Origin of the sequence: Kitasatospora sp. NPDC001261 (assembly GCF_042896795.1) — a bacterium.
In the GTDB taxonomy this organism is placed as follows: domain Bacteria; phylum Actinomycetota; class Actinomycetes; order Streptomycetales; family Streptomycetaceae; genus Kitasatospora.
The window spans coordinates 140,227-159,669 of record NZ_JBIAXP010000007.1; the positions used below are offsets into that span (position 1 = coordinate 140,227).

Sequence of the window (19,443 nt, forward strand, 5' to 3'; positions counted from 1 at the left end):
CCGGCCGGCCGCCGCGCGGGGTCGGGGCGCCGGGCCCGCGCTCGGCCGGACGGGTGAGCACCGGCACGCCGCGCCCGCTCGCGCACCCGCCGCCGACCACCGCTCGGGCACGATCGTTCAGCCCAGCTGTGGCCGCCCTTAAGAATTCCTCGATGGACCGCACCCCCTCCGACCAGGCAGATTTCTGCCTGCCCGGAGCGCGTCCGCCAGGAGCGGCCGAACCGGGCCTCCTCGGCCTGCCCCCGTACCCGCAGGCCGTCCCACCCGCACGTCAGGAGCCGCCGTGAAGGCACTCGTCAAGCAGCAGGCCGAGCCCGGGCTCTGGCTGATGGACGTCCCCATGCCCGAGATCGGCCCCGGCGAGGTGCTGATCAAGGTGCTGCGGACCGGCATCTGCGGCACCGACCTGCACATCCGCAAGTGGGACGGCTGGGCGCAGCAGACCATCAGGACCCCGCTGGTGCTCGGCCACGAGTTCGTCGGCGAGGTCGCCGAGCTGGGTGCCGGTGTCACGGACATCGCGGTCGGCGACCTGGTCAGCGGCGAGGGCCACCTGGTCTGCGGCAAGTGCCGCAACTGCCAGGCCGGCCGCCGCCACCTGTGCCGCAACACCGTCGGCCTGGGCGTGAACCGGGACGGCGCGTTCGCCGAGTACGTGGCGCTGCCCGCCTCCAACGTGTGGGTGCACCGGGTGCCGGTCGACCTGGACGTGGCCGCGATCTTCGACCCGTTCGGCAACGCCGTGCACACCGCGCTGTCCTTCCCGCTGGTCGGCGAGGACGTGCTGGTCACCGGCGCCGGCCCGATCGGCATCATGGCCGCCGCCGTCGCCAAGCACGCCGGCGCCCGCAATGTGATGATCACCGACGTCTCCCCCTACCGCCTCGACCTGGCCCGCAAGGTCGGCGTGACGCTGGCGCTGGACGTCTCGCAGCACACCATCGAGGAGGGCCAGCAGAAGCTCGGCCTGCGCGAGGGCTTCGACGTCGGCCTGGAGATGTCCGGCCGCCCCGAGGCGATGCAGTCGATGATCGCCAACATGACCCACGGCGGGAAGATCGCCATGCTCGGCCTGCCCGCCGAGCAGTTCCCGGTGGACTGGGCCTCGATCGTCACCTCGATGATCACCATCAAGGGCATCTACGGCCGGGAGATGTTCGAGACCTGGTACGCGATGTCCGTGCTGCTGGAGGGCGGCCTGGACCTCGCCCCGGTGATCACCGGCCGCTACGCCGCCACCGACTTCGAGGCCGCCTTCGACGACGCCGCGAGCGGCAACTGCGGCAAGATCATCCTCGACTGGACCGCCTGAGCCCGGCTCAGCCCCGCCGAAGCTCCCCCGCCGAACCCGCCGAACCCGCCGAACCGCCCCGCCGAACTGATTGAGGAGACCGCAGTGTTCGACAACGTGCGTGCCGACGTCGCCGCCACCCTGGACGAGATCCGCGAGGCCGGGCTGTTCAAGCCCGAGCGGGTGATCGGCACCCCGCAGAGCGCCGCCGTCACCGTGACCGCCGGCGGCCTGCCCGGCGAGGTGCTGAACTTCTGCGCCAACAACTACCTCGGCCTGGCCGACCACCCCGAGGTGCTCTCCGCCGCCAAGGACGCCCTAGACCGCTGGGGCTACGGGATGGCCTCGGTCCGCTTCATCTGCGGCACCCAGGACGTCCACAAGGAGCTGGAGGACCGCCTCTCGGCGTTCCTCGGCCAGGAGGACACGATCCTCTACTCCTCCTGCTTCGACGCCAACGGTGGTGTCTTCGAGACCCTGCTGGACGACCGGGACGCCGTCATCTCCGACGCGCTGAACCACGCCAGCATCATCGACGGCATCCGGCTCAGCAAGGCCCGCCGCCACCGGTACGCCAACCGTGACCTGGCCGACCTGGAGAAGCAGCTCCAGGACACCCAGGACGCGCGCCGCCGCCTGATCGTCACCGACGGCGTGTTCTCGATGGACGGCTACGTCGCCCCGCTGCGCGAGATCTGCGACCTGGCCGACCGCTACGACGCCATGGTCATGGTGGACGACTCGCACGCCGTCGGCTTCGTCGGCCCGAACGGCCGCGGCACCCCCGAGCTGCACGGCGTGACGGACCGCGTCGACATCATCACCGGCACCCTCGGCAAGGCGCTCGGCGGCGCCTCCGGCGGCTACGTCGCCGCCCGCCGGGAGATCGTCGCCCTGCTGCGCCAGCGCTCCCGCCCGTACCTGTTCTCCAACTCGCTGGCCCCGGTGATCGCGGCCGCCTCGCTCAAGGTGCTCGACCTGGTCGAGAAGTCCACCGAGCTGCGCGAGCGGCTGGCGGCCAACACCGCGCTGTTCCGGGCGAAGATGACCGAGGCCGGGTTCGAGATCCTGCCCGGCGACCACCCGATCGCCCCGGTGATGATCGGCGACGCGGCCAAGGCCGGCCGGCTCGCCGAGCTGCTGCTGGAGCGCGGCGTGTACGTGATCGGCTTCTCCTTCCCGGTGGTGCCGCACGGCCAGGCCCGGATCCGGGTGCAGCTGTCCGCGGCGCACTCCACCGAGGACGTCGAGCGCGCCGTCGCGGCCTTCGTGGACGCGCGCGCCGCCCTGGAGGACTGACCTCCACCCAGGCCGCCCGTGGGCCGGACCGCTCGGAATCGGACCGGCCCACGGGCTCACCAACCGCCGTGCGGCGCAGGCGAATCGATCCGCCCCGTGCCGTAGGGACCAGAGACCACCTGCCCCACCCTCCCGCTGCGGGGGCGGGACGCCGGCCCAGCCGACGTCCCGCCCCCGTCGCGGTTTTCGGGCAGTGGCCGGTCAGTCGTCCCAGCCCTCGCCCTGACCGTCACCCTGGTCGTCGCCCTGGCCGTCGTCGTCCTGGGCGGCGTCGAGGCCCTGGTGGCGGCCCGCGGGCTTGGCGAACACCTGGGTGTTCTCCTCCGCCGCCGGGCCGTCGGCGCCGGCGACCAGGTTGCCGCTGGTCGAGTCGAACAGCACGGTCCGGCCCGAGGCGGCCACGACCGGGTCCCGCGACGAGCCGTTGCCGAACGAGCCGTCCGGCGCGGTGGAGACCCGCTCGGTGCGGCCGGTGCGCAGGTCCTGGCGGTAGACGTCCCAGCCCGGGTGCTGCGGGCCGGCCACCAGGTTGTCGGCGGCGGACTCGAAGTAGATCCAGCGGTTGTCGGCGGTGATCGAGCCGTGGTCGGAGGAGCCGACCGAGCTGGTCCCCGGCAGGCCGCCGCTGACCTTCGTCACGGTGCCCTTCTTGAGGTCCCGGACGTAGAGCACGGTGTGGGAGCGATGGCCGCCGGTCGAGCCGCCGGGCTCGGCCAGGGTGTAGACCGCGTGCCGTCCGTCGGGGCTGATCGTCGCCTCGAAGCTGGCGCTGCCGATCTGGCCGTCGAGGCCCGCGCTCACCGCCGTGATCTTCCCGGACCGTACGTCGTAGGTGTAGTAGGGAGCGGCGTTCGGACGGGCCAGGGTCGGCTGCGCCGCGTTCTGCGGGACGTTCTGGCGTGCGGCCTCGGCGGCGCTCGGGGTGAGGTCCACGTCGGCGGGAGCGGCGGCCGAGGCGGTGGTCGCGGCGGCGAGTCCGGGCGCCTGCTCGTCCGGCAGCAGGTTGGAGATGGAGCCGAAGCCGATGGTGCGGCCGTCCGCGCTGATCGTCGGCCGGAAGGAGGTGCTCTCGCCCGGCTTGCCGTGCACGTCGCGGGTGACCAGCCGGGTGGTGTGGGTCCAGCGGTCGGTGAGGTAGACGTTGATCTTCCAGGTGTAGGGCCTGGCGAGCGAGGGGGCGGTGCCGGAGCCGGGCTCCGGCTCCGGCTCCACGACGGTCGGGTCCAGGTCCTTCCGGGAGGACACGAAGACCACGTACCGGCCGTTGCCGCTGACCTGCGCGTTGTACGAGCCGTGGTACTGGTCGGCGTCGGTGTTGGTGGGGCTGTCGCTGACCAGCTCGGTGCGGCCGGTCCTGCGGTCCCTGATGTACACCTCGGTGCGGTTCTTGACCTGCGCGCCGGGCGCCACGTTCTCGTCCTCGCTGTCGAAGACGACGTAGCGGCCGTCGGCGCTGATCCCGGCCTGGTCGGTCGAGCCGCTCAGCGCCCCGCCCGCGTCGGACAGGTTGACCTGTTCGAGGCGGCCGGTGCGCAGGTCCTTCACATAGGCGTTGCTCCAGCCCACCGGGGGGTTGGGCAGCAGGTTCGTGGCCCGGGAGGTGAACAGGGCGTAGCGGCCGTTCGCGCTGATGCCCTGGGTGGTCGACAGGTTGTCGGGCGCCGCGCCGTTCGGCCCGACGCTGACCTGGGTGGTGCCGCGCGGTAGTGGGGCGGCCTGGGCCGGGGCGGCGGTGACGGCGAGCACGGCGGCCGCGGCCAGGATGCCGCCGCCACCGGCCAGCCACCGGTTGCGGGTCGTCCGGGTGGTACGGGACATGAGGTCTTCCCCCCTCTGATCACCCGGCCGGGCTCCCTCCCGGCGGCGGGCTTTCGCAGAGCCAACCGTCGGGAGGGCAGGGGGGTCAACGTCCTCGGGTGATCTCGGCCGAAAATACGTCAACAGACGTATGCCGCAAGGGAATCAGGCCATCAGGGGCGGCGCAGGAAGACGTCCGCGGCGCCGTTGGTGTCGCCCGGCACCAGGTTGCCGTCACCGGCGGTGAAGAGCACCGTGTCGCCGGCGAAGTCGACGAACGGGGCCGTGGAGCCGGTGGTGCTCTGCCCGCCGTCCCGGGTGAGGCTGACCCGTTCGATCGCCCCGGTCCTCAGGTCGCGGCGGAAGATGTCGCTGACGCCGTTGGTGTCGCCGGGGACGAGGTTGTCGGCGCTGGAGTCGAAGTAGACCCAGCGGCCGTCGAAGGTCATGGCGGGGTAGTGGGCGCCCTCGGTGGTCGTGGTGCCGGGCAGGAAGGCGTTGAGCCAGGTCAGTTTGCCGGTGGCCAGCTCCCGGGCGTACAGGTCCATCCGGTAGCGGTAGGAACCGGGCCGGCCGATGTGGACCGGCAGGCCGAAGAGGGCGTAGCGGCCGTCCGGGCTGAGCCGGGGGCCGATGCTGGTGCCGCGCAGGTAGCCCTGGTCGTCCACGCTGGCGCCGGAGACCTTGCCGGTGTCGGCCTTCCAGACGAAGTAGGGGTAGAAGCGGGGCTTGGCCAGTCCGGGCGCACCGGCGTCGGTGCCGTCGGTGCCGGCGCCCGGTTCGGTGGCGGCCGGGTCCTGCGGGAGCAGGTTGCCGGCCCGGGAGCTGAAGCCGACGGTGGAGCCGTCCGCGCTGATCGTCACACCGTAGGAGGAGTTGTTGGGGGCCTCACCGTCCGCGCCGGTGGTGACCACCCGGGTGGTGCCGGTCCAGCGGTCGGTGACGAGGACGCTGAAGTAGCGCGGATTCGAGCCCGGGGCGAGGTCGGTGCGGTTGGAGGTGTAGGCGATGTAGCGGCCGTCCCGGCTCAGCGAGGGCTCGGCGGAGAACGCGCCGTCGGGGGAGCCGCCCGGGCCGACCGGCTCGGTGTGCCCGGTCCAGCGGTCGCGGACGAAGACGTCGCTGCTGCGCACCACCTGGCCCGGCACCACGTTGGTGGCGCTGGTGCTGAAGGCCACGTACCGGCCGTCGGCGCTGATCGAGGCCTCGCTGGTGGGCGCGTTCAGCCGGGAGCCGTCGTCGGCGACGCTGACCTTCTCGACGTGCCCGTTGCGCAGGTCGCGGACGTAGACCTCGTCGGAGTTCGGGGTGCCGGGTTCCGGCAGCAGGTTGGTCGCGGTCGAGGTGAAGAGCGCGGAGCGGCCGTCCTCGCTCAGTCCGAGCGCGACGGAGTCCCCGTTGAGCTGCTCGCCCTTGGCGGTCTCGCTGATCCGGGCGGTGTCGCCCTTGGGCGGCTTGGCCTCGGCGGCGGGCAGCGCCGCGCCGGCGGCCACGGCGGTGGCGGCCAGCACGGCGGCGGCGCGGGCGAGCCGGCGTCGGGCGGGTGTGTGCGTCATGGATCGTCCTCCCCTGGTGGCGGTCCCGGGCCCACGACCCCCGCGGCCCGGTTTGAGGAGAGCCAAGCGTCGTACGGATCATCGGTCAACGACCGGCGGCGATCTCGGGCGGAAATACGCCACCGGTCGTATGCCATAAGGGAGATGAGTGGCGGTCAGGCCGTCACAGGCGACGGAGGAAGGCGTCCGTGACGGCGTTGGTGTCCCCCGGGACCAGGTCGCCGTCGTCGGCGGTGAAGAGCACCGCGTCTCCGGTGGCGTCCACGGACGGACTGTAGGAGGGGGAGGTGCTCGGCGCGCCGTCCCGGGTGAGGCTGACCCGTTCGATCCGGCCGGTCCACAGGTCGCGGCGGTAGACGCTGCTCTGGTTCCTGACGTCGTCGGGGAGCAGGTTGCCGGCGGAGGAGTCGAAGTAGACCCAGCGGTCGTCGGCCGTCATGACGGCGCCGGAGGAGGACCCGTTCGCCGTGGTGCCCGGCAGGCCGGCGCTGACCTCGGTGACCTTGCCGGTGGCCAGGTCGTGGACGTACACGTCCAGCCGGACGCCGCCGTGGCCGGGCAGGCCGGTGCCGTAGACGGCGACGCTGTAGACGGCGTAGCGGCCGTCGGGGCTGATCCGGCCGTCGCTGCTGCCGCTCAGCTGCCCGGTGCCGTCCACGCTGCCGGCGACGATCGTGCCGGTGGCGGCCTTCCAGACGTAGGAGGGGTGGTGCATGGGCCCGCCGGTCACTCCCGGAGACCCGGCGTCGGAGCCGGTCTCGTCGGAACCGGGGCCGGCGGGGGCGGCCGGAGCCTCCGGGAGCAGGTTGCCGGCCCGGGAGGTGAAGGCGATGGCGGAGCCGTCCGCGCTGATCATCGGATCGAGGGAGTAGTTGCTGGCGGGCTCGCCGTCCGCGCCGACGGTGACCAGGCGGCTGGTGCGGGTCCAGCGGTCGGTGACGTAGATGTTGTTCCTGCCGCGCCGCACGGGGCCCGGGGCGAGGTCGGAGCGGTTGGAGACGTAGGCGACGTAGCGGCCGTCCCGGCTGATGCTGGGGCTGGTGGATCCGAAGCCGCTCTGGTCCTCGGCGCCCGGCAGGGCGGCGGCGGTGACCAGTTCGGTGTGGCCGGTCCAGCGGTCGCGGACGAAGACGTCGCTGGGGTGGGCCAGCTGGCCGGACACCACGTTGGTGGCGGTGGTGCTGAAGGCCACGTACCGGCTGTCGGCGCTGATCGAGGCGTCGGTGGTGGGGGCGTTCAGCGGGGAGCCGTCGTCGGCGACGCTGACCTTCTCGACGTGGCCGTTGCGCAGGTTGCGGACGTAGACCTCGTCGGAGTTGGGGGTGCCTGTTCCGGGCAGCAGGTTGGTCGCGGCGGAGGTGAACAGGGCGGAGCGGCCGTCCTCGCTCAGTCCGAGCGCCCTGGAGGGGCCGTCGAGCTGCTCGCCCTTGGCGGTCTCGCTGATCCGGGCGGTGTCGCCCTTGGGCGGCTTGGCCTCGGCGGCGGGCGGCGCGGCGCCGGCGGCCAGGGCGGTGGCGGCCAGGACGGCGGCGGTCCGGGCCGGCCACCTGCGGGTGCGTGCGGTGGGCATGAGGTCTTCCTCCCCTGGGATCGCCCGGCCGGGCTCCCTCCCGGCGGCGGGCTTTCGCAGAGCCAACCGTCGGGAGGGCCGGTGGTCAACGGCCGGGGGTGGTCCCGCCGGGAAATACGCCAACGGGCGTATCCGGCAAGGGAGTCAGGGCGTCACCGAGGGAGTCGGGGTGTCACAGGCGGCGCCGGAAGACGTCCGTGAGGTCGCTGTCGACGACGGGCGCCAGGTTGCCGTCCTGGGCGCTGAACAGCAGCGTCGTGTCGTCGGCGTCGACCTGCGGGAAGGCGGCGGAGGTGGTGCTCTGGGAGCCGTCGTGGGCGAGGGAGACCCGCTCGGTGTGCCCGCTGCGCAGGTCGGTGCGGAAGACGTCGGCCTGCTCGTTGGTGTCGCCGGGCACCAGGTCGGCGACGTCGGAGACGAAGTACACCCAGCGGTCGTTCATCGGCATCACCGGGTCGTAGGAGGAGTCGCGCGGGGTGGTGCCGGACAGTGGCTTGTTGACCTTGGTGGTCGTGCCGGTGGCCAGCTCGCGGACGTACACGTCCTGGTGGCGGCCGTGCGAGCCGGGGCGGCCGCCCTCCTCGAAGACGGTGTAGGCCGCGTAGCGGCCGGAGGGGCTGATCCGCCCGTCGTTGCCGCTGTTGACGAACTCGCCGGCCTCGTTGTAGCTGGCGCCGGTGATCTTCCCGGTGCGGGCGTCCCAGACGTAGTACGGGTAGGCGCGGATGGCGGCCAGCTCGGCGCGGGCGGAGGCGGTCCGCGGGGCCCGCGCGGCCTCGGCGAGGTCCGTGCCGTCGGCGGGGTCCGCGGCGGAAGCGGCGGCGAGCGCGGGCGGGGTCTGCTCGGCCGGGAGCAGGTTGCCGGCCCGCGAGGTGAAGCCGATGACGGTGCCGTCCGAGCTGATCGTCGGGCGGAAGGAGTTGTTGTCGGCCGGGGTGCCGTCCGCGCCGGTGCTGACCACCCGGGTGGTGTGGGTCCAGCGGTCGGCGAGGAAGACGTTGAACTTGCCGCGGCGCACGCCGGGGGCGAGGTCGGTGCGGTCGGAGGAGTAGACCACGTAGCGGCCGTCGGCGCTGATGGCGGCGTTGAAGGCGTTGCGGATGCTCTGGTCGTCGCCCGCGCCGGAGACGCCGTCGCCCGCGGAGAGCAGCTCGGTGCGGCCGGTCCAGCGGTCCCGGACGAAGACGTCCGAGGGGTGCTTCGGCTGCCCGGGCACCGCGTTGGAGGCGTAGCTGCTGAACACCACGTACCGGCCGTTGCCGCTGATCGCCGCGTCGTTGCTGCCGTTGTCCAGGGCGGAGCCGTCGTCGGCGACGCTGACCCGCTCGGTGTGGCCGTTGCGCAGGTCCCGCACGTAGACGTCGCCGAGGACCCCGGCGCCGCCCGGCAGCAGGTTGGTCGCCGCCGAGGAGAACAGGGCGTAGCGGCCGTCGCCGCTCAGCCCGAGCGCGAGGGAGGTGCCGTTCAGCGGCTCGCCCTTGGCACCCTCGCTGACCCGGGCGGTGTCGCCCTTGGGCGGGCGGGCCTCGGCGGCGGGCATCGCGGCGCCGGCCACGGCCACGGCCACCAGGACGGCGGCGGTACGGGCCAGTCGGCGGCGGGTGCGTGCGGTGGTCATGGATCATCCTCCCCTGATGACGGTGCCGGGCCGTCGACACCCCCGTGGCCCGGTTGGGGAAGAGCCAAGCGCCGTGCGGGTGTCCGGTCAACGGACAGGAGCGATCTCGTCCGGAAATACCTCACCGGTCGTATCTCCGGCCGAAATCTCCCACGCCGGTACAACCGTCCCGCCGTACGGGCGGATGGTCGGTGGACGGGAGCCGTTCGGGAGCCGTCCTGACCGGCCCGCGCGGCCGTCGGCGGCCCCGGCGGAACAGTGCTGCGGTCGGGTGCGCCGTGCCGCGCTGGCAGAATTGGTCCGTGATCGACGCACGACGGCTGCGGACCCTGCGGGCCGTGGCGGACCACCGCACCGTGACCGCCGCGGCGGCCGCCCTCTACCTGACCCCCTCCGCGGTCTCCCAGCAGCTGGCCGCCCTGGAGCAGGAGACCGGCCACCACCTGCTCGCCCGGGAGGGCCGGGGCGTGCGGCTGACCGCCGCCGGGGAGATCCTGCTCGGCCACGCCGACGTGGTGCTCGCCCAGCTGGAGCGCGCCGAGGCCGACCTCGCCGCGTACAGCGCGGGCGTCTCCGGGGAGGTGACGGTCGCCTCCTTCGCGACCGCCATCGCCTCCGTGCTCGCCCCGGCCGTCGGCCTGCTCGCCGGGCGCGCGCCCGGGGTGCGGCTCAAGGTGCTGGACGCCGAGGGCGACGCCAGCCTGCCGATGGTGCTGGACGGCCGGGCCGACCTCGCGGTGGCCGTCGAGTACCGGGGCGCCCCGCGCGCCGACGACGCCCGGCTGACCAGGGTGCCGCTGTACGCCGAGCCCTTCGAGGCCGTGCTGCCGCTCGGCCACCGGCTGGCCGCCGAGTCCGGCCCGCTGGCCGTCGCCTCGCTGGCCGACGAGCCGTGGATCGGGCCGTACCCGGGCAACCCCTGCCACGACGTGGTGCTGCTGGCCTGCGAGCACGCCGGGTTCCAGCCCCGGCTGCTGCACTCCTCGGACGACTTCCGGGCCGTGGTCGCGCTCGCCTCGGCCGGCCTCGGGGTGGCGCTGGTGCCGCGCTCGGCGCTGCGCGGCGTCGACCTCGGCGAGGTCGCGGTCCGCCCGGTGGACAGCGAGCTCGCCACCCGCCGGGTCTTCGCCGCCGTCCGGGCCGGCGCCGACGGGCACCCGCTGGTCCGGCCGGTGCTGGACTCCCTCGCCGAGGCGGCCGCCGCGGGCGCGTGAGCCGGGCGTCTCAGTCGCAGGGGGCCGTCGCCGGGCCGCCGTCGGGGCGGACCCCGGCGAACTCGTCCAGGACGGCCACCCGCAGTTCGTGGGCGCCGTCCGCGCGGCTCTGCTCGTAGTAGAGGTACCAGCGGCCGCGGGCCGAGACGAGGTCGGCGTACCGGACGTCCAGCCAGGGGCCGTCCGGGGTGAGGCGGTGCCAGGCGCGCAGGTCGGCGGAGGCGGCCAGGCCGCAGCGCTCCTCGTAGTTGCCGGCGGCGTCCGCCGAGCCGTCGTAGAGCGCGAGCCAGCCGCCCCGGCCGTCGGGGAGGACGGTGGTGATCCGGGACTCGTAGCCGTCCCAGGCGCCGGCCGGGCCGACGTCCAGGGCCTCGGCGGCGCGGCCGGGCGGGGCGGTGAAGCGCAGCCCGTCCGGGGAGAGCGCGAGGGCGGTGGGCTGGACGGTGAGGCCGGTGGTGTGGATGTCGGCACTCGCGTGGGCGCGGGCCCGTTCCTCGGGGGTGAACGGCCGGGCCCGGGAGACGGTGGCGAACAGGTGGACGCCGGCGTCGGTTTCGAGCAGGTACGGGTCCTTGACGCCCTCGGTGCCGGTGGTCGCGGCGGTCAGGACGGGGGTGCGGGCGCCGAGGTCGAAGGACTCGGGGGTGTCGGCGCTCAGGGCGTCGATGCGCCAGCGGTTGTCGGCCGGGTCGACGTGGCTGAGGTGGAGCAGGTAGCCGCCGTCGCGGCGCAGCAGGGCGAGGCGCTCCATCGAGGGGGAGCCCAGGTCGTCGCTCCGGACGGACCACAGGTCCCGGAAGGCGATGCCGTCGGTGCTCTCGGCGACGGCGCAGCGCCAGCCGCGGTCGGGCCCGCCCGCCGCGCCGCGCGGGCGGCGCTCGCGGTAGGTGAGCAGGAAGCGGTCGCGGTCCGGCTCGTACCGGACGCCCGGGCAGCCGGCCCAGTAGCCGGGTTCGGCGCGCTCGGGGGCGCGGACCAGGTGGGAGGTGCTCAGGTCGGGCGCGGCGGGCAGAGCGGCGGGGTGCGGCACGGGACCGTCCTTCGAAGGGGTCGGGAGGGGATGAGAAGAGTTTCTATCAGATCGATCAAAAGTCCGAGCGGCTTGCGGTAGGCCGGACCCGGTCGGCTGGCCTGCGTCTTCCCGCTCCCACCTGCCGGATGTCTGTGAAGCCGATGTTTCGCCCGATGGCGATCGCACGACACCGACCGGCTGGGCCTTGACCGGCCCCCGGAGATCACGGCTAGCTTCTTCTCAGAGTCGATCAAACACCGCCGACCCCGACCCGAGGAAGCCCCGCCCCGATGACCGCCCCCACCACCGACGCGCCCGGCTACGCCGGTCTGGGCCTGTACGTCGGCGACCTCCACAACCACTGCGGCATCAGCTACGGCCACGGGAGCATCGAGGACGCCTACGCCAACGCCCGGCTCCAGCTCGACTTCGCCAGCGTCACCGGCCACGGCTGGTGGCCCGACCTGCCCGAGCGCACCCCCGAACTGGCCAGCCTGGTCGACTACCACACCGAGGGCTTCGCCCGGCTGGCCCGGCTCTGGGACCACGTCCAGGACGTCACCGCCGCCGCCCACGAGGACGGCCGCTTCGTCACCTTCCAGTCCTTCGAGTGGCACAGCCTCGCCTACGGCGACCACTGCGTGTACTTCGACGGCCCGCGCGGCGAGATCATCCGGGCGGCGGACCTGGAGCGACTGCGCGCCCGGCTGCGGGAGCTCGCCGCCCAGGGCGTACGGACCTGGGCCCTGCCGCACCACATCGGCTACGGGCCGGCCCGCCGCGGCATCGACTGGGCCTCCTACACCGAGGAGTTCGCCCCGGTGGTGGAGATGGTGTCGATGCACGGCTGCGCCGAGTCCGACGAGGCGCCGCGCGGTTACCTGCACACCATGGGCCCGCGCGCCGCCGCCGGGACGGCCGTCCACGGCCTGCGGCTGGGCCACCGCTTCGGGCTGATCGGCTCCACCGACCACCACAGCGCCTTCCCCGGCAGCCACGGGCACGGCCGGGTCGCGGTCTGGGCCCCGGAGCTGACCCGCGACGGGATCTGGACCGCCGTCCAGCAGCGCCGAACCTACGCGATCACCGGCGACCGCATCCTGCTCGCCACCTCCGTCAACGGCGCCCCGATGGGCGCCGAGGCCCCCTCCGCCGACCGGCGCCGGATCCAGGTCACCGTCCAGGGCCGGGACGCGCTCGACCACGTCGAACTGCTGCGCAACGGCGTCCCCGTCCACCGGGTCAGCCGCCCCGAACTGCTCGCCCGCGCCGCCGCCGAGGACACCTTCACCGGCACCCTGGGCTTCGCCGTCGGCTGGGGCCGGCGCGGCGAACCGGTGCACTGGGACGTGGAGTTGCGGATCGAGGGCGGGCGGCTGCTGGACGTCCAGCCCCGGCTGCGCGGCCCGGAGACGGTCGCGCCGGCCGAAGCCGAGCCGGACACCTACCGGCCGTCCCACTGGGAGCGCACCGGGCCGGGGGAGGTCCGGCTGCGGACCGTCACCGACGGCAACCCCAACACCGCCACCGACAGTACCCAGGGCTTCTCGCTGCGGATCGAGGGCGACGAGCGGACCAGGCTGGTCGCCGTCGTGAACGGCGTCGAGACCGCCCACGCCGTCGGCGAGCTGCTGGCGGGCGCGCGGACCGGCTTCACCGGCGGGTTCGTCTCCGGCGCCTACCGCTTCGACCGGGCCGTGCCCGACCGGGAGACCACCGCCGAGTTCGAGCTGACCGACGAACGCCCCGGCGGCGACGGGGACTTCTACCACGTGAGGGTACGACAGGTGAACGACCAGTGGGCCTGGTCCAGCCCGACCTGGGTGGGACCGGCCGGCTCCTGTCGCTAGGGCCGGTTGATCCCGTCAGCCGGCCCCGACCACCGGTCGCCCGTACCCGAACCCGAGATGGAGAAGAACCCGTGTCCCGACTCCCCGGCCGCCTCGCCGGCGCCGTGCTCACCGCCGCCCTGGCCGTGACCGCCGCCGCTCCCGCCCACGCCGCCGCCCCCGCACCCGCCCCCGCGGCCGTGACCGCCGCCACCGAGGTCTTCGCCGACGACTTCGAATCCGGCACCCTCGCCGCCTGGACCCGTCAGCGCGTCGACGGCAACGGCAGCATCACCGTGGCCCCCGCACCCGCCGGAGGCACCGGCCAGGCCGCCCGCTTCAGCGTCCCGAACGACGGCGCCTCCTACCGCTCCGAGGTCGCCGTCAACTCCCTCGGCTGGGGCAGCTACCGCTTCGCCCTCGCCGACTACCTGCCCGCCGACTGGGTGCGGACGTCCACTGAGACGATCCTCGCCCAGTGGCACGGCTACCCGCTCGCCGACGGCAGCGACACCAAGCCGCCGGTCGCCCTGACCGTCAAGGACGGCAGCTGGCGGCTCAAGGTGCACTGGCTGACCGACCCGAGCACCGTCCAGGAGGCGGTGATCCCGCTCGGCGACGTGCAGTTCGGCCACTGGAACCAGTGGGCCTTCGACATCACCTGGTCCACCGACACCACCCCCGGCGCCGTCACCGTCTACCGGGACGGCGCGCAGGTCGGCGCGTACAGCGGCCTCAACAACTACCACCAGAACCAGTCGCCGTACTTCAAGACCGGCATCTACCGGGCCAACTGGAACCCGGCCAAGAACATCCCCTACCCGACCGGCGGCCCCGACGTGGTGGCCTGGAGCGACAGCGTCGTCGTGACCAGGTACTGACACCGCACCCGCCGACCGAGACCCCGAGAACCGAAGAGGTAGCACCACCATGAGCGACGCGGCCCGCCACCACGGCCTGCCCCGAAGAGGCTTCCTCGGCCTGAGCGCCGGAGCGGTCCTGCTGGCGGCGGGCTGCCGCTCCGCCACCGAGGACGCCGCCGGCGGGGCCGCGGCCCCCGCCACCGCCTCCGCGCCGGACCTCCAGATCGTCTACGGTGCCGCCCCCGACCCCACCCAGCTGCTCCACCGCGGCCCGGACACCCCGGTATTCGTCAACCTGGTGCTGGACCGACTGGTCGACCTCGACCCGCAGACCCTCCAGCCCGTGCCCTGGCTCGCCACCTCCTGGGAGTGGAGCGCCGACCGCACCAGGCTCGTGCTCAAGCTGCGCGAGGACGTCACCTTCCACGACGGCCGCCCGCTCAGCCCGGACGACGTCGTCTTCTCGCTCACCGGCGCGGCCAAGTCCTCCCAGGTCAAGCCGCTGCTGGAACGGCTCGCCGACATCCGGGCGAGCGCCCCGAACGAGGTCACCCTCACGCTCGCCAAGCCCACCAGCAACCTGTTCGACGCGCTGGCCTTCAACCCCGTGGTGGACGCCCGCAGTTACGTCGACGGCAAGGCCGCCGACAGGGTCAACGGCACCGGGCCGTTCACCTGGCAGGCGTTCAAGGGCGGCAACCAGCTCGACCTGGCCCGCTACGACCACTACTGGCAGAGCGGCCGGCCGCACTTCGAGCGGATCACCGTCCGGTCGGTGACCAGCAGCCAGGCCGCGCTGTCCGCCCTCCAGTCGGGGCAGTCCCACCTGATCGGCGCGGTGCCCGGCCGCGACCTCAAGGTGCTCGGCGGGAACCCGGCCTTCACCGTGCAGTCCGCCAGGTCCTCCTACCAGCAGGCGTTCCTCGGCGTGAACGTCACCAGCGGCCCCTTCGGCGACCGCCGGGTGCGCCAGGCCCTCCAGTACGCGGTGGACCGCGACCGCATCGTTGCCCAGGTGTACGGCGGCCACGCCGAGGCGAGCAGCCTGCCCTGGCCCTCCAACACCCCCGGCGTCACCCCCGACCAGGTCACCCGCTACCCGCACGACCCGGAGAAGGCCCGCGGACTGCTCCGGGAGGCCGGCGCCGAGGGCGCCCGGGTGCCGCTCACCGCCGCCAACTCGCCGGTCTTCGCCTCCCTCGTGGAACTGGTCAAGTACGACCTGGAGCAGGCCGGGTTCGGCGTCGACGTCCAGCTGCTGGACAACGCCGCGCTCCAGCCGAAGATCCAACAGGGCACGCTGGACGGGCTGTTCATCGCCAACCACGGCATGGTCAGCGTCTCCCCGCTGAGCGGGATCACCGTCTCCGGGCCGCTCCAGGTCGGCCGGAACACCTCGCACGTCACCGACCCCGCCTACGCCGACCTCCAGTCCCGCGCCTTCGCCGCCGCCGACGAGCAGGCCCGGGCCGAGGTCAACCACGACCTGTCCGAGTACCTGCTCACCGAGTCCTTCCACATCACCCTCGCGCACGCCTGGGAGACCTACGCCCTGGCCTCCTCGGTGCGCGGCGTGGCCACCAGCGCGCTCGGCTACCTGCGGCTCGACGACACCCGGCGCACCGCCTGACACACCGCCTGACACACCGCCGGACGTACCGCCGGGCGCCGTCGCCGCGCCGCACCGTCGGACGCACCGCCTGACGGCCGTCCCAGGGCGACCCCCACCGCCCTGGGGCGGCTCCTCCGACCCCCTTGGAGTACCCCCGTGCCCTACTGGACCAGAAAGGCGGCCGGCGCGCTGGCCACGCTCTGGCTCGCCTCCGTCGCCGTCTTCCTGCTGCTCCGCCTCGCCCCCGGCGACCCGGTCTCCGCCGCGCTCGGCGCCGAGGCCGACCAGGAGCAGCGCGACCGGCTCGCCGGCAGCCTCGGCGTGGACCGGCCGATGCCCGTCCAGTACCTGGGCTGGCTGCACGGACTGCTCACCGGGGACCCGGGCAGCTCCTTCCACTACCGGGAGCCGGTCACCCGGCTGATCGGCCAGAGCGTCGGCAGCACCGTCCAACTCGCCCTCGTCGCCGGGCTGCTGATGCTGGTCCTCGGCCTGCTGCTGGGCGTCGCGCTGGCCGCCGAGCGCCGCGGCCGGCTCGCCCGGGTGCTCGACCCGCTGGCCACCGCCCTGCTGGCGCTGCCGGTGTACGTCACCGCCGTGCTCTTCGTCTTCGTCTTCGCGGTCCTGCTGCGCCTGCTGCCCGCCGGCGGCGAGCGGGACCTGTTCACCGCGCCGGACCTCGCCGTCCAGTACCTCGCCCTGCCCGCCGTCGCGCTCGCGCTGCCGGGGGCGGCGGTGCTGGCCCGGCTGCTCGCCACCGAGCTGCGCCGCACCCGCCAGGAGGAGTTCGTGCTGACGGCCGTCGCCAAGGGGGCCTCGCCCCGGCGGGTCCTGGCGCGCCACGTGCTGCCCAACAGCCTGGCCCCGTTCTGCGTCGAATTCGGCCTGCACCTGGGCGAGTTGCTCGGCGGCGCGGTGGTCGCCGAACAGCTCTTCGCCCGGCACGGCCTGGGCCAGCTGCTGCTGGACGCCATCAACCAGCGGGACTACCCGGTCGCCCAGACCCTGATCATGCTCGCCGTCGCCGTCGCCGTACTCGTCCAGCTCGGCTCGGAGCTGCTGGTCGGCCGGCTCGACCCGCGGATCGCCCGCGCCGGCACCGGGGAGGACCGGTGACCAGCACCCTCGCCGTACGCCGCCGCCGGCTCGCCCCGCCCGCGCTCCCGGCCGCGCTGCGCACCCGGCGCGGCCGCACCGGCGCGCTCCTCGTCCTCCTGGTGGTGCTGCTGGGGCTGCTCGGCCCGCTGTTCGCCGCCGACCCCTACCGGCAGGGCCCGGACGCCCTGGCCGGGCCGTCGGCGGCCCACCTGCTGGGCACCGACGAGGTCGGCCGCGACCTGCTCGCCCGGGCGCTGGCCGGGATCCGCACCGAACTGCTGGTCTGCCTGCTGGCCGTCCCCGCGGCCGCCGTGCTCGGCACCGCGCTGGGCCTGCTCGGCGGGCTGAACCGGCTGCTCGGCGAGGCCGTCCAACGGCTGTTCGACCTGCTGCTCGGCCTGCACGGCGTCCTGCTCGGCCTCGCGCTCGCCCTGCTGGTGCGCCCGGGGCTGGGCACCGTGGTGGCCACCATCGTGCTCAGCGCGCTGCCCTCCTTCGGACGCCAGGCGCGGGCGGCCCTGCTCGCCCAGCTGGCCCGCGACCACGTGGTGGCGGCCCGGGTGCTCGGTGTGCCGCGCGGCCGGATCCTGCGCCGCCACGTGCTGCCGAACGTCGTCGACGCCACCACCGCGCTGCTGGCCGTCGCGATGGCGCACGCCGTCAAGACCGAGGGCGGCCTGAGCGTGCTGGGCCTCGGCATCCAGCCGCCCGCCCCCTCGCTCGGCACGATGATCAACACCGGTTCCAAGTACCTCTTCCTCCACCCGGGTTACGCCCTGGCGCCGGTCGTCCTGCTCGGCCTGCTGGTGTTCGGCCTGACCCTGCTCGCCGACTCGTTCAACCGGGAGAGACTGCGGTGACCACGACCGATGCCCTCACAACGGCCCAGGCCGGCAGCGCCGTTGCCGTGCCGGGCCCGCCGCTGCTGGAGGTGCGCGGCCTGCGCGTCACGGCGGGCGGCGGCGAGGCGGTGCGCGGGGTGGACCTCACCGTGCGGCCGGGCGAGATCCTCGGCCTGGTCGGCGAGTCCGGCTCCGGCAAGACGCTCACCGCGCTGGCCGTCAACCGGATGCTGCCGCCGGGCTGCCGTACCACCGGCGGCACCGTCCGCTTCGACGGCACCGACCTGCTGGCCCTGCCCGAGCCCGCCGTGCGCGCGGTGCGCGGCCGGCGCATCGGCATGGTCTTCCAGGACCCGCTGGCCCACCTCAACCCCCGGATGCCGGTCGGCCGCCAGCTCGCCGAGGCCGCCCTGGTGCACGGCGCGGGCCGCCGCGAAGCCCGGACCCGGGCGCTCGAACTCCTCGACCTGGTCGGCATCGCCGAGCCCGCGCGCCGCTACCGCGACCGGCCGCACGAGTTCTCCGGCGGCATGCGCCAGCGCGTGCTGATCGCCATGGCGATGGCCAACCGCCCCGAGCTGCTGATCGCCGACGAGCCGACCACGGCGCTCGACCCGAGCACCCGGGTGGAGATCCTGGACCTGCTGGTCCGGCTGCGCGACGAGACCGGCACGGCCGTCCTGCTGATCACCCACGACCTCGGCGTGGTGGCCCGCAGCTGCGACACCGTCCAGGTGATGTACGCCGGACGGATCGTCGAACGGGCGCCCACCGCAGGCCTGTTGGCCGCGCCCCGGCACCGGTACACCGCCGGGCTGCTGGCCGGCGTGCCCCGGCTGGACGGCCCGCCCGGCGCGCCGCTCACCGTCATCGGCGGACGCCCGCCGGCAGCGGGGGAGGTGCTGACCGGTTGCGCCTTCGCACCGCGCTGCGCGGCCGCCGCCGACCGCTGCACGGACTCGGCGCCGGAGTGGACCGACACCGGAGACTCCGGCTTCGCCTGCCATCGTCCGGTGGCGCAGGCGGTAGTGACAGAACGTCAGATTGTCGAGGTGCGACGGGTGGAGCGGGCCGCCGAGCCCGTCCTGGTCGCCGAGGGCCTCACCGTCCGCTACGGCCGCCGCCGGCCCCCGGCGCTGGACGGCGTCAGCCTGGGCGCCGCGCCCGGCCGGGCGGTCGGGGTGATCGGCGAGTCCGGCTCCGGGAAGTCCACCCTGGCCCGCGCGCTGCTCGGGCTGGTCCGCCCGCAGGCCGGGACGGTCCGGGTGGACGGCCGCTCCTGGGCCGGGGCCGACCGCGCCGAGGAACGCGAACTGCGGCGCCGGGTGCAGCTGGTCTTCCAGGACCCGTACGCCTCGCTCAGCCCCCGGATGACGGTGCGCGAGGCGCTGGCCGAGCCGCTGACGACCCACGGGCTGCGGGACCGCGACCCGCGCGGGCTGTGCGAGCTGGTCGGCCTGCCGGAGGCGGTGCTCGACGCCCGGCCGCACCGGCTCTCCGGCGGCCAGCGCCAGCGGGTCGCGATCGCGCGGGCGCTGGCCGTCGGCCCGCAGGTGCTGGTCGCCGACGAGCCGACCTCCGCGCTGGACGTCTCGGTCCAGGCGCAGATCCTCAACCTCTTCGCCGACCTGCGCGAACAGCACGGCGTGGGGCTGGTGTTCATCTCGCACGACCTCGCGCTGGTCCGGCACCTCTGCGACGAGGTGCTGGTGCTGCGGCACGGCCGGGTGGTCGAACGGGCGCCCGCCGCCGAGCTGTTCGCCGCCCCCGCGCACCCGTACACCCGGGAGCTGCTGGCGGCCGCCGGCGCTCCCGAACCGCCCCGCCCATGACCGGACCCTG

At 74.3% G+C, this 19,443-nt stretch carries 14 protein-coding genes; 9 read left to right on the forward strand and 5 right to left on the reverse strand.

From position 1 onward, the window contains the following. Positions 1-283 precede the first annotated feature (283 nt). Together tdh and ACFY4B_RS11875 are read left to right on the forward strand one after the other, a co-directional pair. Complete coding sequence (gene tdh / locus ACFY4B_RS11870) at positions 284-1,312, forward strand: L-threonine 3-dehydrogenase (protein ID WP_049651233.1); 1,029 nt, start codon at positions 284-286, stop codon at positions 1,310-1,312. 84 nt (positions 1,313-1,396) lie between these two features. Beyond that, positions 1,397-2,590, forward strand: a complete 1,194-nt coding sequence (locus ACFY4B_RS11875; RefSeq protein WP_049651232.1) for a glycine C-acetyltransferase — start codon at positions 1,397-1,399, stop codon at positions 2,588-2,590. Positions 2,591-2,791: 201 nt separating this feature from the next. Here the strand turns inward: ACFY4B_RS11875 and ACFY4B_RS11880 are convergent, their stop codons facing one another. The 4 genes from ACFY4B_RS11880 to ACFY4B_RS11895 form a co-directional block, all read right to left on the reverse strand. Beyond that, positions 2,792-4,408 carry a TolB family protein gene (locus ACFY4B_RS11880; protein WP_387967462.1) on the reverse strand — a complete coding sequence of 539 codons (1,617 nt, stop codon included), beginning with the start codon at positions 4,406-4,408 and terminating at the stop codon, positions 2,792-2,794. Between the two features lie 152 nt (positions 4,409-4,560). Beyond that, positions 4,561-5,943: a TolB family protein gene (locus ACFY4B_RS11885; RefSeq protein ID WP_387967464.1), complete on the reverse strand. Its 1,383-nt coding sequence runs from the start codon at positions 5,941-5,943 to the stop codon at positions 4,561-4,563. Between the two features lie 163 nt (positions 5,944-6,106). Continuing rightward, positions 6,107-7,513: a TolB family protein gene (locus tag ACFY4B_RS11890; protein ID WP_387967466.1), complete on the reverse strand. Its 1,407-nt coding sequence runs from the start codon at positions 7,511-7,513 to the stop codon at positions 6,107-6,109. 172 nt (positions 7,514-7,685) lie between these two features. After that, on the reverse strand, positions 7,686-9,131 hold the full coding sequence (locus ACFY4B_RS11895) for a hypothetical protein (RefSeq protein WP_387967468.1): 1,446 nt from the start codon (positions 9,129-9,131) through the stop codon (positions 7,686-7,688). Positions 9,132-9,433: 302 nt separating this feature from the next. On the opposite strand from ACFY4B_RS11895, the gene ACFY4B_RS11900 reads away from it, so the two are divergent. Next, entirely contained in the window at positions 9,434-10,345 is a 912-nt protein-coding gene (locus tag ACFY4B_RS11900) for a LysR family transcriptional regulator (protein WP_049651227.1), read from the forward strand. Between the two features lie 10 nt (positions 10,346-10,355). On the opposite strand, the gene ACFY4B_RS11905 is transcribed toward ACFY4B_RS11900, so the two are convergent. Continuing rightward, a complete protein-coding gene (locus tag ACFY4B_RS11905) occupies positions 10,356-11,375 on the reverse strand; it encodes a hypothetical protein (RefSeq protein ID WP_387967470.1) in 1,020 nt (339 codons plus the stop codon). Positions 11,376-11,647: 272 nt separating this feature from the next. Here ACFY4B_RS11905 and ACFY4B_RS11910 point away from each other — a divergent pair, with 272 nt between their 5' ends. From ACFY4B_RS11910 to ACFY4B_RS11935, 6 genes are all read left to right on the forward strand, one after another. After that, complete coding sequence (locus tag ACFY4B_RS11910; protein ID WP_387967472.1) at positions 11,648-13,207, forward strand: DUF3604 domain-containing protein; 1,560 nt, start codon at positions 11,648-11,650, stop codon at positions 13,205-13,207. Between the two features lie 71 nt (positions 13,208-13,278). Continuing rightward, positions 13,279-14,067 (forward strand): polysaccharide lyase, encoded by a 789-nt coding sequence (locus ACFY4B_RS11915; RefSeq protein WP_387967474.1) that lies wholly within the window; start codon positions 13,279-13,281, stop codon positions 14,065-14,067. A 49-nt stretch (positions 14,068-14,116) separates the two neighbouring features. Continuing rightward, on the forward strand, positions 14,117-15,679 hold the full coding sequence (locus tag ACFY4B_RS11920) for an ABC transporter substrate-binding protein (protein WP_387967476.1): 1,563 nt from the start codon (positions 14,117-14,119) through the stop codon (positions 15,677-15,679). A 138-nt stretch (positions 15,680-15,817) separates the two neighbouring features. Next, positions 15,818-16,777 carry an ABC transporter permease gene (locus ACFY4B_RS11925; RefSeq protein WP_074003745.1) on the forward strand — a complete coding sequence of 320 codons (960 nt, stop codon included), beginning with the start codon at positions 15,818-15,820 and terminating at the stop codon, positions 16,775-16,777. Next, positions 16,774-17,619, forward strand: a complete 846-nt coding sequence (locus ACFY4B_RS11930) for an ABC transporter permease (protein WP_387967478.1) — start codon at positions 16,774-16,776, stop codon at positions 17,617-17,619. Before ACFY4B_RS11925 ends, ACFY4B_RS11930 begins: the two co-directional genes overlap by 4 nt. Continuing rightward, positions 17,616-19,433, forward strand: a complete 1,818-nt coding sequence (locus ACFY4B_RS11935) for a dipeptide ABC transporter ATP-binding protein (RefSeq protein WP_387967480.1) — start codon at positions 17,616-17,618, stop codon at positions 19,431-19,433. Before ACFY4B_RS11930 ends, ACFY4B_RS11935 begins: the two co-directional genes overlap by 4 nt. Positions 19,434-19,443: the final 10 nt, after the last annotated feature.